We start from the raw sequence: 12,826 nt of genomic DNA, 5'->3' as shown, positions 1-12,826 counted from the left end.
ATGAACGACGTAGCGGTCATTGACCGCTTCCTCGATACGTTCTCGCGCTATATCGACTCGGGTTTCGGGTTGCTACAGGGCGAAGTGGCGTTCCTGACGGCCACGCTGATCGTCATCGACATGACGCTCGCCGGGCTGTTCTGGGCGCTGGGCCACGCCACCGGCCAGGGCGAGGACGTGATCGCCAAGCTGATCCGCAAGGTGCTGTATGTGGGCGCCTTCGCCTACATCATCGGCAACTTCAACGCGCTGGCCGGCATCCTGTTCCGTTCCTTTGCCGGACTGGGCCTGACGGCCAGCGGCTCAACCCTGAGCATGGGCAACTTCCTGCAGCCTGGGAGATTGGCCAAGGCCGGCATCGACGCGGCGTCGCCCATCCTCGCCCAGATCAAGGAGATGGCGGGGTTTCCGGAGGTGTTCGTCCACATTGCGCCCATCGTCGTGCTGTTCTTTGCGTGGATCGTGGTGATCGTCAGCTTCTTTGTGCTGGCTGTGCAACTCTTCGTCACGCTGATTGAGTTCAAGCTGACCACGCTCGCCGGCTTCGTCCTGGTGCCGTTCGCTCTCTGGAACAAGACTGCGTTCCTGGCCGAGAAGGTATTGGGCAACGTGGTGTCGTCGGGCATCAAGGTACTGGTGCTGGCTGTCATCGTGGGCATCGGCTCGGGTCTGTTCGCCGAATTCAGGATACCGCCCGGTTCCGAACCCTCCATCGACCAGGCGCTGGTCATCATGCTGGCCTCGCTGTCCTTGCTGGCTTTGGGCATCTTCGGGCCGGGCATCGCCACTGGCTTGGTTTCCGGCGGGCCGCAGCTCGGCGCTGGGGCAATGGCCGGTGCTGCCTTGGGTGCCGCCGGCGCTGCCGTGGCCGTCGGTGCCGCAGCCACGGGCGTCGGTGGCGCGGTGGCTGCTGGCGCACGCATGGCACCGGGTGCCGCCAAGCTGGCCGGCAGCGGTGCGCGTGCTGCCACTGGGGCCGCCAGCAGCGCGAAATCGGTCTTCCAGACCGGCTCCGCTTCCGCTGGCGGCGGCCTCAAGGGCGCAGCCGCGGGCGCGGGCAACGTCGCCAAGACCGGCGCGCAGGCCACCGGGCAGAAGGTGGTCGATGGCGCGCGCTCGATGAAGGAGCGCGTCGCTGCCGCTTTCCGGCCCGATGACGCCGCTGCATCCGGCGGTTCACAGGGCGCTGCCGATTCCACCGCTTCGCCAGCCGCCGCCCAGCCCGCCTGGGCCAAGCGCCTGCATCGCAGGCAGCAACTCACCCATGCCGCGACGACGGCCGCCCACACGCTGCGCGGCGGCGATGGTGGCAGCTCCAGCCAAGGCCCGAGCCTGCGCAACCCCGATGAATGAAGCGATTCCTGATCCTCAAGGAGAACACTCATGCGATTCAAAAGACCCCAGGTGCGCTACGCCGACATGCCGCAGCCTGCCACGCCGTACCAAGCTGCCGGCCAGGTGTGGGACGACCGTATCGGCTCGCCGCGCGTGCAGGCAAAGAACTGGCGCTTGATGGCGTTCGGGTGCCTGACGCTCGCGCTGCTGATGGCCGGCGGCCTGGTGTGGCGCTCGGCGCAGTCCATCGTGACACCCTACGTGGTGGAGGTGGACAACGCGGGCCAAGTGCGTGCCGTGGGCGAAGCCGCCACGCCGTACCGGCCCAACGATGCGCAGACCGCGCACCACATCGCGCGCTTCGTGACGCTGGTGCGCTCGCTGTCCATCGACCCCATCGTGGTGCGGCAGAACTGGCTCGATGCCTACAACTACACCACCGACAAGGGCGCCGTGGCGCTCAATGAGTACGCCCGCACCCATGACCCGTTCGCGCGCATCGGCAAGGAGTCGGTGACGGTGCAGATCGCCAGCGTGACCCGTGCCAGCGACACATCCTTCAACGTGCGCTGGACGGAGACGCGCTTTGTGAACGGTGCGCTGGATCGCACCGAGCGCTGGAACGCCGTGGTGTCCATCGTGCAGCAGACCCCGCGCACCGAGCAGCGCCTGCGCAAGAACCCCTTGGGCATCTACGTCAACGGGCTGTCGTGGAGCCGCGAACTGGAAGGAAATGAAGGAGCAAAACCATGAATGCACTTTTACGCAAATCCGCCTTGCCGCTGATCCTACTGGCATCAACCGTTTTGTTTGCGGGCTGCGCCACGCAGGGCACCCCGCCGCCTGTGATTTCGCTCGATGAGCCGGTGCAGGCCCACGCCCTGCCCGAGCCGCCTGCGCCCGTGGAGGTGGTCACGGTGCCCGAGGTGTTGCCGATGCCGGCACAGATGAAGCCTGTGCCCAAGGCCAATGAAGCCAAGCCTGCGGCGGAGCCCGCCGATGAAACCGTGCGCGTGGCCCGCGCCAATGCCGAGGCGCGCATCGCGCCAACGCGCGAGGGGTATGTGAACGCCATTCAGGTCTGGCCCTTCACCGATGGCGCGCTGTACCAAGTCTATGCGGCCGTGGGCCGCGTGACCGTGATCGCGCTCCAGCCGGGCGAGGAACTGGTGACGGTCGCCGCCGGCGATACCGTGCGTTGGATCGTGGGGGACACGTCCAGCGGCAGCGGCGATGCGCTGCGCGTGAACGTGATGGTCAAGCCGATCCGATCCGGCCTGAAGACGAATCTCGTCATCACCACCAGCCGCAGGACGTACTTGCTGGAGCTGACCTCGACGGAGAAGACGTGGATGGCCTCGGTGTCCTGGGAGTACCCGAAGGACAAGATGCTGGCTCTGCAGCGCCAAGCGCAGGCCGCGCAGACGGCCGCGCCGGTCGATACCGGCCTGTCGCTGGAGAAGATCCGTTTCCGTTATGCGGTCAGCGGCAGCAATCCGCCGTGGAAGCCGCTGCGCGCTTTCGATGACGGGGAGAAGGTCTATATCCAGTTCCCGCCGGGTATCGCCCAGGGCGAACTGCCGCCGCTGTTCGTCATCGGTGCGCAGGGCGACGGGCAGTTGGTGAATTACCGCTTCCGCTCGCCCTACTACATCGTGGATCGGCTGTTTGGTGCAGCGGAACTGCGCTTGGGGGGAGACAAGAGCGACGTGGTGCGGATCAAGCGCACGGACGGGGTTGCTGGTGGCACGCGGAGGAATTGACCATGAACCAGGACGACATTCCCGACCATGCCTCGGATGCTTCGCCTTCGGCGGGCAAGGTGGCGCCCGAGGCGATGGCGCTGCGCGCGCAGCCGCGCCCGGTCACGCGCCTGAACCGGCGCACGCTGGCCATCCTCACCGGCGGCCTGTCGGCCGCCGTGCTCGCGGGCACGATCTGGTCATTGCAGCCGCATCGGCGCGGCGCTGGCGAGCAGACCGAGCTTTACAACGTGGATCGTGTGTCGAAGTCCGAAGGGCTGGACGGCCTGCCTGCCGACTATTCCAAGCTGCCGGCGAAGGTGCCGGAGCTGGGGCCGCCGCTGCCGGGTGACCTCGGCCCGGCCATCGTGAAGTCGCAGCAGCCCGTGACACCGGCCTATGCGCCGCCGGGCCACGACCCGGAAGATGCACGGCGCAAGGAAGCCGATGCCGCAGCGGCTTCGACGGTGTTCTTCCGCTCGGGCAATCAGGGAAAGGCCGCGGCGCCTAGCGCGGCCCAAGTCGCTGCGGCTTCGCCCGACAGCGCCTTGGCAGGCTTCGATCCACTGGCGGCCGGGCCGGCCTCGACGGCGGCCCAGCCCAGCGATCCCACCGCTGTGCAGAACCGGCAAGACCAGAAAGAGGCTTTCCTGAAAGACGGTTCTACGGAAACCCGCAATTCCGGCAATCTGCAAATGCCGGCTTCGCCGTACCAGGTCATGGCGGGCACCGTGATTGCGGGCGCGCTGGTCACGGGCATCAAGTCGGACTTGCCGGGCGACGTGATCGGCACGGTGACGGAGCCGGTCTACGACACGGCCACGGGCAAATTCCTGCTGATCCCGCAGGGCTCACGCATCCTGGGCCGCTACAACAGCCAGGTGAGCTACGGGCAGAGCCGCGTGCAGGTGGTGTGGAACCGCATCATCCTGCCCGACACGTCTTCGCTGAAGCTCGACAACCTGGCGGGCACCGACCCGGCCGGCTACGCCGGCCTGGAGGATGGTGTCGATTGGCATTGGGATCGTGTCTTTGCCGGCGCGGCACTGACCACGCTGCTGGGCGTGGGTGCCGAACTAGCCGCGCCGCAGAACCGACAGGACGGCAATCGCATCGTGATCGCCGGGCGTGACAGTGCGCAGGACAGCGTCAACCAGGTCGGCCAGGAGATGACCCGGCGCAACATGAACATCCAGCCGACGCTGACCGAGCGGCCGGGCCTGCCGGTGCGGATCATCGTCAACCGCGATCTGGTGCTGCGGCCGTACCAGCCGCTGTTCTTCAACCGGGGGGCCATGCGATGAGCACGACCAAAAAGCTACGGCTGGGGCCGCTGCCGAAACTGGAATCCACGAAGCTGACTTTCGCGTGCCCGGCCAGCTTGAAGGCCGACCTCGACCGCTACGCGGCGCTGCACGCCCAGGCGTATGGCGAGGCCGTGGATGCGACGACGCTGATCCCGCACATGCTGGAGGCTTTCATGGCTGGGGATCGGGGATTTAGAAAGGGTAGCTCCGTCGCCAAGACGGGCCAGCAGAAGCCGGCCTAACTGTTGCAGCCGCCCGAAAGCAAAAGCGCAACCCTTCGGCTGCGCCTTTGCCATTTGGTGGACGAGGGACAACTATGATGACAGCCCGATCTTGGCCGCTACGATGCTCCCAGGCTTTCCACCGCAAAGCACCTATGTGGCACCTAGCTCCAGAAGAAGCAAGATCGCGCAACGGTCGAAATCTGGCCTAACCTGTTGCCCCACAAGACCTTTCGTACCGCGGCCCGGTCTCACAAAGAACTTGACAGCGGACATTTTTCATGCCTGCAATGGCAGGAAAGAAAACCGCAGGCGAAAAAAAACCGGCCCAGAGAGCCGGTTTTCGGAAGCTGCGCCGTGATCAGTAGCGACCGCCGCCGTGGCCGCCGTTGCCATAGCCGACGTCCGAACGCTTGCCGGCGTAACCCTGCGGGCTGTAGCCACCGGAGCTGCGGCCTTCTTCGCGGGGACGGGCCAGGTTCACGACGATCGAGCGTCCGTCCACGGACATGCCGTGCAGGCCGGTGATGGCGGCCTGGGCGACTTCGGCAGAAGCCATTTCGACAAAGCCGAAGCCCTTGGAGCGGCCGGTTTCGCGGTCCATCATGACCTTGGCGGAGGCCACGTTGCCGAACTCGGCAAAGTTGCTTTCCAGGCTGGAGTCGGTCACGGAGTAGGGCAGATTGCCCACGTAGATTTTGGTGGTCATAGGAAAACCTCTTTGATTAGATGTGCGCAAACGGGCGCACCGTTGGAATGCAGGCGGCGGACTGTGCAATCCGCAGCAGGGAATGGATGGGGGTTCGCAGCAGGCAGGCCATCAGCACGCAGGCGGGTGCTGCATGCAGGTCTGAAGCCAGCCTTGGGTGACGGCAAACAGCCGTGCCGCTTCGCTGGAGGCGAATGCCTTGTCGAAACGGAATACGCGACAGTAGCTGCCGTTGCCCTGGGAGCGATGGACCGAGAAGGAGGCGCGGAAGCGGCCGCAGTCGGTCGGGTGTGTCGAGGGCGAGACGACGTACTTGCCCATGGGAATGCCGGTGTTTGAAATGTGGTTCAGTCAGGTTCGCAGCCTTGAGCAGGCCTGCGTGAGCATCTAGGAACTCGGTTGGCTGCAGCTCTACAGACCAACTGGGCGACAAAGGTCGCGAAAGACATCCTGCAGGAAGCGGCTGGCAAGCCGTTGCGCGGGAGATGTCGTTGCCGACTCAGGTAATTGGGTCTGGACAACGGTGCTGACTATATCCTGTTGATTATTTAAACGCAACTTAATATTCTTTTTAATTGTAAAAACCTGCCTGGCAGGCGATGGTTTGTTATGTTATAACTTAACAAAATTGACATGACTCAACATGCCGGCCGTTTGCCAGACCAGGAAATCACCATGCCCACTCCTTTGACCGCCAACCAGCAACGGGTGCTCGACGCCCTGCGCCAGGCCGGTGCGCCGCGCACGGCCTATGCACTGCTCGACCAACTGCGTGACCACGGGCTGAGCGCCCCCACCCAGGTCTACCGCGCGCTGGACAAGCTGGCCGAGCAGGGCGTGGTCCATCGCCTGGAGTCGCTGAATGCCTATGTCTGCTGCTCGCATCCGGACGAGGGCAGCCATGACTTCTCGGCCTTTGCGATCTGCGACAGCTGCGGCCAGGTCGATGAGTTCGTGGACGACGCGCTCAACCGCTGCCTGGGCAGCTGGGCGCATGGCCATGCGTTTGCGCTGGCCCATTCGAACATCGAGCTGCATGGCAAGTGCTCTGCCTGCACCGCGCTCCACGCCTGAGACCCCGCCTGCCGCACGCGGCTGCCGTGCCTGCAGCGTGCTCCCTTTCCCTGCTTGAGAGATTCCATGATGCATACCGTAGCGCCGGTTCAGCCGCCGCATGCCCGATTGCCTGTGACCGTGCTGTCGGGTTTTCTGGGCGCGGGCAAGACCACCTTGCTCAACCACATCCTGCACAACCGCGAAGGGCGGCGCGTGGCCGTCATCGTCAATGACATGTCCGAGGTCAACATCGACGCGGCCCTGGTGCGCGATGGCGGGGCCGGCCTGTCGCGCACCGACGAAAAGCTGGTGGAGATGAGCAATGGCTGCATCTGCTGCACCCTGCGCGAGGACCTGCTGCTGGAGGTGGCGCGGCTGGCGGGCGAGGACCGCTTCGACCAGCTGGTCATCGAGTCCACGGGCATCTCCGAGCCGCTGCCGGTGGCCGAGACCTTCACCTTCGCGGGCGAGGATGGGCGCAGCCTGGGCGATGTGGCGCGACTGGACACCATGGTGACCGTGGTCGATGCCTTCAACTTCCTGCACGACTACGGCTCGCGCGACAGCCTGCGCTCGCGCGGCGAATCGCTGGGCGAGGAGGACCGCCGCACCGTGGTCGATCTGCTGATCGAGCAGGTGGAGTTCTGCGATGTGATCGTGCTCAACAAGATCGACCTGGTCACCGAAGAGGACTGCGCGCGGCTGGTGGCCATCCTGCGCGGACTCAACCCGCGTGCCAGGCTGGAGATGGCCTCCTTCGGCCGGCTGCCGCTGGATCGCGTGCTGGATACCGGGCTGTTCGATTTCGAGGAGGCATCCAGGGCGCCGGGCTGGCTGCAGGAATTGCGTGGCACGCACCGGCCGGAGAGCGAGGCCTATGGCGTTGCCAGCTTTGTCTACCGAGCCCGCCGCCCCTTCCATCCCCGGCGCTTCTTCGGCCTGGTGCAAAGCGAATGGCCGGGCGTGGTGCGCTCCAAGGGATTTTTCTGGCTGGCCAGCCATCCGGCGATGGCCGGCTCCTGGTCGCAGGCCGGCGCCGTGGCGCGCCATGGACCGGCTGGCCACTGGTGGGCAGCCGTGGAGGCCGAGCGCTGGCCGCGCGACCCCGAGAGCGTGGAGCGCATCCTGGACAAATGGGTCGACGGCGTGGGCGATGCGCGCCAGGAGCTGGTGCTGATCGGCATGGGCATGGACGAGGACGCGCTGCGCGCCCGCCTGGACGACTGCCTGCTGACCGATGCAGAAATGGCCCTGGGCCCGCAGGCCTGGGCGCAATGGGACAACCCGTTTCCCGACTGGAATTGAGCGAATACCGCGCCGGCCTGGGTCGGCGCGGCCAATGGAGCCCTGAATGCCTGCACCTCTTCCCGATGTTTCCCTGACCGATCCCGCGCCCAGCCTCAGCCCGCTGCAATGGGTGGGCATGCAGGGCATAGACCTGCCCGTGACCGTGGCCGAGCCCGGCTACTGGCGCGAGCTGCATGCGCGTGCCGATGTGCAGGTCGATCTTCCTGCGGCCCATGTCAAGGGCATACACATGTCCCGGCTGTACCGGCAACTGGACAGCCTGGCCGAGGAATCCGCACTGTCTGCCCTGGCGCTGCGCCATGCGCTGCAGGCCATGATCGACAGCCACCTCGACTGCCAAAGCTGCAGCGCCCGGCTGCGCCTGTCGCTGGACCTGCTGACCCAGCGGCCCGCCCTGGTCACCCACGACCTGTCGGGCTGGAAGTCCTATCCCGTGCGCCTGGACGCCACGCTGGCCGAGGGCGTGTTCCAGCTGCGGCTGCAGGTGAGCGTGGGCTATTCCTCGACCTGCCCCTGCTCGGCGGCCCTGTCGCGGCAGTTGCTGGAGCAGGGCTTTTTGCAGGCCTTTGCGGGCGAATCACTGGTGGCGCCGGACCAGGTGGCCTCCTGGCTGCGCCGGCATGGCACGCTGGCCACGGCGCACAGCCAGCGCAGCGAGGCCCGGGTCAGCGTGGACCTGGGCTGTGATGGGCCGGACCTCGGCATCCTGCCCCTGATCGCCCGCGTGGAGCAGGCGCTGGGCACGCCCGTGCAGACCGCCGTCAAGCGCGCCGACGAGCAGGCCTTTGCCGCGCTCAACGGCCGCAACCTGATGTTTGTCGAGGATGCGGCGCGCCGCATACAGGCGGCCCTGGAAGGCGTCTACGCCCAGCCGCGCGTGCATGTGCGCCACCTGGAAAGCCTGCATCCGCACGACGCCGTGGCCTGGGCTTGAGCCGCGAACAGCGACCAGCAGTCCCGCATCCGTTTTTGTCCAACCCAAGGAGTTTTCCATGCAAGTTCTCTCGTCCCTCAAGGAAGCCAAGCTGCGCCACCGAGACTGCCAGGTGGTGCGCAGGCGCGGGCGCACCTATGTCATCTGCAAGAGCAATCCGCGCTTCAAGGCCCGCCAGGGCGGCGCCAAGAACAAGCGCAAGGGATGATCCGCAGGAACCCGCGCGGGGACCTGCCGCGCATCCATGCCAGCGCCTTCGTGGACCCCACGGCCATCCTGTGCGGACTGGTGATCGTGGAAGAGAACGTCTTCATCGGCCCCTACGCCGTGATCCGTGCCGACGAGATGGATGCGGACGGCCACATCGACCCCATCGTGATCGGTGCGCACTCCAACATCCAGGACGGGGTGGTGATCCACTCCAAGTCCGGCGCGCGCGTCAGCGTGGGTCAGCACAGCTCGATCGCCCATCGCGCCATCGTCCACGGGCCCTGCACCGTGGGCAGTGGCGTGTTCATCGGCTTCAACAGCGTGCTTTTCAATTGCGTGGTCGATGACGGCTGCGTGGTGCGCTACAACGCCGTGGTCGATGGATGCCACCTGCCACCGGGCTTTTATGTGCCGTCCACCGCGCGCATAGGCCCGGAGACCGACCTGTCCACGCTGGCCCAGGTGCCCGCGGACGCCAGCGATTTCTCCGAGGACGTGGTCCGCACCAACAACGAATTGGTGCGCGGCTACAAGGCCATCCACAATGAGTTCTAGAACAAAGCACCCCCTGAGCGGCTACGCCGCTTCCCCCTCTCTCGCTGCGCGGGAGGGGTACGACACCCTCGGTGCGGGGCTGCCCTTCCTCGGTGTCCCTGGGCTGGGGTGCGCCAGTCTCGTGGACCGTGGACGGTTGGTAGCGCGCAGTGGCGTGAATCACTGAGACAAGAAAGGGCTGCATGTCCGATTCCGCTGACCTCAAGAACCTGGGGCTGAAGGCCACGCTGGCGCGACTGTGGGTACTGGACATCTTTCGCCACGGGGACCAGCGTCATCTGGCAGCGGAGGAGGTCTACCGCCAGCTGCATGACCAGGGCCGGGGCACCAGCCTGGCCACGGTCTACCGCGTGCTGGCGCAGCTGGAGCAGGCCGGGTTGCTGCGGCATCAGCGCTTTGCGGCGGGCAAGGCGGTCTATGAACTCGATGACGGCGAGCACCATGACCACCTGATCTGCACGCGCTGCGGCCTGGTGCAGGAGTTCCATGATGCGGTGATCGAGCAGCGCCAGAAGCTGCTGGCGCGCTCGCATGGCTTTGCCATCGTGGAGCACTCCCACATCCTCTACGGGCGCTGCGTCAAGCCCGACTGCGAGCGGCTGGCGGGCCGGCAGGAGGCTAGCTCTCCTTGAGGCTGCGCTGCGCACGCTCGCAGATGCGGCGCGTGGCGGGCACGGGCGATTCCTCGAGCCATTGCGCGCACAGGGCGCGCACCCAGTCGGGCCGGCTCTTGGCCGCGTCGTTGAGCCAGTTGGCCACCGAGTCCTGCACATAGGGCGAGGCATCGGCGCGCAGCCGCTGCAAAAGGGGCAAGGCGATCTCCGGCTGCTGCTTGAGCGCCGCGATATGGCTGCACCAGACGCCGCGCGGCCGCAGGGCCTCGCTGGCGAAACGGCGCAGGCGGTCGGAGGGCCGCCTTGTCCACCGGGACAACTCGGCCACAGCCTGCGGCAGGTCGCTGGCCAGATGCGGGCGCACGCCCATCCACGACCATTCGCGCACGCCGAAATGCGAGTCATCGGCCAGCGGCTGCACCAGCTCCAGGCGCTGGCGCAGGTCCAGGCCGGGCTGCGCACCCGCCATGAAGCAGGCCCAGCCGCGCACCGTGTCAGAGCGGTGCGTGAGGCAGCGCTGCCAGCCAGCCTGGCCCAGCGTCTGCCACAGCAGGCCGCCAATGCACTCCATGCGCTTGAGGATGCCGAGCTGGCCCAGCGCCTGTGCCGTGTCCTGCAGCTGCGGCCACGCGTCGGGAAAGACGGCTTGCAGCAGCCGGGCCTGGTCCACGGCCAGGCTTTCGGTCAGCGTGGCGGTTTCGATCTCGCCCAGGGACAGGGCCTGCAGCAGTTCGGGAGTGATGTCGGCCGTGCGGTTGGCGCCCTTGCGCCGGGGGGCGGGCGCCGTCATGCGCTGGCCTCCACGCCTGCGCAGGCCTTGGCCAGCAGCTTTCCCAACTGGCCGCGTTCGGCGGGCGTCAGGTTGGAAAACAGGCCGGCGATCCATCGGCTGTGCTGGGCAAACAATTTGCGCGCCAATTGGCGCCCCTTGGCGGTGAGCTGCACGCGCAGCGCGCGGCGGTCGGCGGGGTCGGGCAGGCGCTGGGCCAGGGCCTCGCGTTCCAGGCCGTCCAGCAGGCCGGTCACGGTGGCGCGGGTGATGCCGGCCTGCTCGGCCAGATGGTTGGGCGCAAGGCCTTCGCTGGCGGATTCCAGCAGGAACAGCAGCACGAAGCGCCCTTCGGACAGGCCATGGGGCGCCAGCAGCGCGGCGCAGTCACGGTCGATGCGCGCAGCCAGGGACAGGGTCTGGAAGCACAGCCGCATGCTGTCCACATCGGGCAGCCGGCGGCGCTCGGCCTCGGCCAGCAGGGCCTGGTATTTCTGTTCGAGTTGCATGTGGCAAGCATACAGTATGGCGGCTAACCATATACACCCGCCTTGGCCGATGCCGGCATCCGGGCGCCATGGCTGCGCTTTTTGCGCAGCCGGCGCAGGCCGATGAGCACGCCCGTGGCGCTCATCAGCAGGCCGCCCAGGCTGAAGGCCAGCAGCAGCCCATCCCATAGCGGCCGGCGCTGCAGCAGCGGCAGCCAGTCCCAGCTGTGCAGCATGGCGAACAGCCAGCGCTTGAGGCGCTGGGTGTCGTCCAGCCGGCCCAGCACCTGGCCCGTGTGCGGGTCGATGTGCACCCAGCTGGCCGCGGCATCGCCAAAGACCACGCGCAGCACGGGCAGGGGCTTGTCATGGCCGCCCATCATGGTGTGCTCGGCGCGCTCGTACCAGTACAGGTCGTGCGCGGTCAGCCATTCGCTGCGCAGCACGGGTGCGTCGATCAGCACGGCTGCGCGCGCCAGCAGGGCGTCGCGCGAGTGGGCTGCGGGCGCGGCGCTGGCGCTGTCCAGCACCAGGGGCGTGCCGGCTGCGGGCTGGGCCAGCACCTCGGTGCGGCCTGCGGTGCGCAGCCAGCGCAGTTCGCGCACGGGGCCGCCCGCTGCGGCGATCAGCGACTGTGGCGTGGCGTCGTCCCCGGTCAGGCGCAGCGGGCCCTGCTGCCAACGGGCCATGTGCAGCGGCGGCGTGCCCGTGTCGAACAGGCGCCAGGGGTTCATGGACATCAGGCCGCTGAAGATCCAGGCCAGCGTGGTCAGCGCGAACAGCAGGCCCGCCACATGGTGCCAGCGCATGGCGCGGCCCGGGTAGGGCGTGCGCCGGCCGCTGCGGTAGGGCTGCCTGAACCGCCAGCGCATCACCCCGACCACGGTGCCGGTGATGGCCACGGCAATGCCGACCAGCGACAGCACGTTGACGATGTCGGCCCAGGCGCCATCAAAGGCATTGCCCCGGAACATGTACAGCCAGTGCAGCCACGCGCCCAGGTAGTTCCAGCCGCGCTCGGTGCGCGTGGCATCGCGCACCACCTCGGCCGTGCGGCCGGAGATGTAGAGCAGCGTGCCCTGGGCATCGTCCAGCTGCACGCGGTGCAGGGGGCGGTGGATGTCCAGCGCGCGCGAGTGGCTGAAGGCATCCTCATCCACCGTGCCCAGGTAGTGCAGGCCCGTGCCGTCCCCCGCGAAGGCGCGGGCACTGGCCAGGGCCTGCGCCTGGCTGGTGGCGGGCAGCACCTGGCCGCTGGCCGCATCAATGGCCACGGGCTGGCGCCGCCCCTCGGGCGTGGCCAGGTAGCTGGCACGGCCGGCGCTGCCGGCATGCAGGCGCAGGTCCTTGAGCGGGCCGTCGATGCCGGCCGCGCGCAGCGCCTCGGCGGGCGCGAGCAGGGCGGCACTGCCATCGAGCGGGGGCAGGTGGCGCAGCCGTTCGGCCTCGGTGAGCTTGGGGTAGCCCACGTACATCATCACCATGCCCGAGACAAACCACAGCGCAAAGAACAGGCACACGGCAATGCCCAGCCAGCGGTGCAGCAGGAACAGCCAGCGTTTGAGGTGAAGGCGCATG

The 12,826-nt window shown here is 67.2% G+C and carries 16 protein-coding genes; 11 read left to right on the top strand and 5 right to left on the bottom strand.

Annotated features, from left to right (window positions below):
* Genes trbL through ACFPFG_RS01130 form a run of 5 tightly spaced genes read left to right on the top strand, consistent with a single transcriptional unit; the run spans position 1 to position 4,626 of the window.
* Positions 1-1,353 carry a P-type conjugative transfer protein TrbL gene (trbL, locus tag ACFPFG_RS01150; protein ID WP_380104500.1) on the top strand — a complete coding sequence of 451 codons (1,353 nt, stop codon included), beginning with the start codon at positions 1-3 and terminating at the stop codon, positions 1,351-1,353.
* 30 nt (positions 1,354-1,383) lie between these two features.
* Positions 1,384-2,088, top strand: a complete 705-nt coding sequence (trbF, locus tag ACFPFG_RS01145; protein WP_380104498.1) for a conjugal transfer protein TrbF — start codon at positions 1,384-1,386, stop codon at positions 2,086-2,088.
* Positions 2,085-3,098 carry a P-type conjugative transfer protein TrbG gene (gene trbG / locus ACFPFG_RS01140; protein WP_380104496.1) on the top strand — a complete coding sequence of 338 codons (1,014 nt, stop codon included), beginning with the start codon at positions 2,085-2,087 and terminating at the stop codon, positions 3,096-3,098. Before trbF ends, trbG begins: the two co-directional genes overlap by 4 nt.
* A 2-nt stretch (positions 3,099-3,100) precedes the next feature.
* Complete coding sequence (locus ACFPFG_RS01135; RefSeq protein WP_380104494.1) at positions 3,101-4,381, top strand: TraB/TrbI/VirB10 family type IV secretion system protein; 1,281 nt, start codon at positions 3,101-3,103, stop codon at positions 4,379-4,381.
* On the top strand, positions 4,378-4,626 hold the full coding sequence (locus ACFPFG_RS01130) for a DUF2274 domain-containing protein (protein ID WP_380104492.1): 249 nt from the start codon (positions 4,378-4,380) through the stop codon (positions 4,624-4,626). Before ACFPFG_RS01135 ends, ACFPFG_RS01130 begins: the two co-directional genes overlap by 4 nt.
* Positions 4,627-4,966: 340 nt before the next feature.
* On the opposite strand, the gene ACFPFG_RS01125 is transcribed toward ACFPFG_RS01130, so the two are convergent.
* Together ACFPFG_RS01125 and ACFPFG_RS01120 are read right to left on the bottom strand one after the other, a co-directional pair.
* A complete protein-coding gene (locus ACFPFG_RS01125; RefSeq protein WP_012205474.1) occupies positions 4,967-5,314 on the bottom strand; it encodes an RNA recognition motif domain-containing protein in 348 nt (115 codons plus the stop codon).
* 111 nt (positions 5,315-5,425) lie between these two features.
* On the bottom strand, positions 5,426-5,635 hold the full coding sequence (locus ACFPFG_RS01120) for a hypothetical protein (RefSeq protein ID WP_016445961.1): 210 nt from the start codon (positions 5,633-5,635) through the stop codon (positions 5,426-5,428).
* 354 nt (positions 5,636-5,989) lie between these two features.
* Between ACFPFG_RS01120 and ACFPFG_RS01115 the strand changes: the two genes are divergently transcribed.
* The 6 genes from ACFPFG_RS01115 (at position 5,990) to fur (ending at position 10,009) form a co-directional block, all read left to right on the top strand.
* On the top strand, positions 5,990-6,388 hold the full coding sequence (locus ACFPFG_RS01115; RefSeq protein ID WP_380104489.1) for a transcriptional repressor: 399 nt from the start codon (positions 5,990-5,992) through the stop codon (positions 6,386-6,388).
* Between the two features lie 66 nt (positions 6,389-6,454).
* Entirely contained in the window at positions 6,455-7,675 is a 1,221-nt protein-coding gene (gene zigA, locus ACFPFG_RS01110; protein WP_380104487.1) for a zinc metallochaperone GTPase ZigA, read from the top strand.
* A 46-nt stretch (positions 7,676-7,721) separates the two neighbouring features.
* Positions 7,722-8,612 carry a GTP cyclohydrolase FolE2 gene (gene folE2 / locus ACFPFG_RS01105; RefSeq protein WP_380104485.1) on the top strand — a complete coding sequence of 297 codons (891 nt, stop codon included), beginning with the start codon at positions 7,722-7,724 and terminating at the stop codon, positions 8,610-8,612.
* Positions 8,613-8,670: 58 nt separating this feature from the next.
* Positions 8,671-8,820, top strand: coding sequence for a type B 50S ribosomal protein L36 (gene ykgO / locus ACFPFG_RS01100; RefSeq protein WP_182283136.1), 150 nt, complete (start codon positions 8,671-8,673; stop codon positions 8,818-8,820).
* Complete coding sequence (locus ACFPFG_RS01095) at positions 8,817-9,377, top strand: gamma carbonic anhydrase family protein (protein ID WP_380104483.1); 561 nt, start codon at positions 8,817-8,819, stop codon at positions 9,375-9,377. The genes ykgO and ACFPFG_RS01095 overlap by 4 nt, the downstream gene beginning before the upstream one ends.
* A gap of 182 nt (positions 9,378-9,559) precedes the next feature.
* The gene (gene fur, locus ACFPFG_RS01090) at positions 9,560-10,009 is read left to right on the top strand and encodes a ferric iron uptake transcriptional regulator (protein ID WP_183017967.1); all 450 of its coding nucleotides are present in this window, start codon (positions 9,560-9,562) and stop codon (positions 10,007-10,009) included.
* On the opposite strand, the gene ACFPFG_RS01085 is transcribed toward fur, so the two are convergent.
* From ACFPFG_RS01085 to ACFPFG_RS01075, 3 genes are read right to left on the bottom strand one after another with little or no spacing between them, the layout of a single operon-like run.
* Complete coding sequence (locus tag ACFPFG_RS01085; protein ID WP_380104481.1) at positions 9,996-10,781, bottom strand: DNA alkylation repair protein; 786 nt, start codon at positions 10,779-10,781, stop codon at positions 9,996-9,998. The two genes, fur and ACFPFG_RS01085, sit on opposite strands and share 14 nt — an antisense overlap.
* Entirely contained in the window at positions 10,778-11,269 is a 492-nt protein-coding gene (locus ACFPFG_RS01080) for a MarR family winged helix-turn-helix transcriptional regulator (RefSeq protein ID WP_380104479.1), read from the bottom strand. Before ACFPFG_RS01080 ends, ACFPFG_RS01085 begins: the two co-directional genes overlap by 4 nt.
* A 23-nt stretch (positions 11,270-11,292) precedes the next feature.
* Positions 11,293-12,825 (bottom strand): PepSY domain-containing protein, encoded by a 1,533-nt coding sequence (locus ACFPFG_RS01075; RefSeq protein WP_380104477.1) that lies wholly within the window; start codon positions 12,823-12,825, stop codon positions 11,293-11,295.
* Between the last annotated feature and the right edge of the window lies 1 nt (position 12,826).

Origin of the sequence: Delftia deserti (assembly GCF_042653485.1) — a bacterium.
In the GTDB taxonomy this organism is placed as follows: Bacteria; Pseudomonadota; Gammaproteobacteria; order Burkholderiales; family Burkholderiaceae_C; genus Comamonas; species Comamonas acidovorans.
Note: the sequence above shows the minus strand (reverse complement) of the source record. Positions and strands in the feature narration are given on the sequence as shown.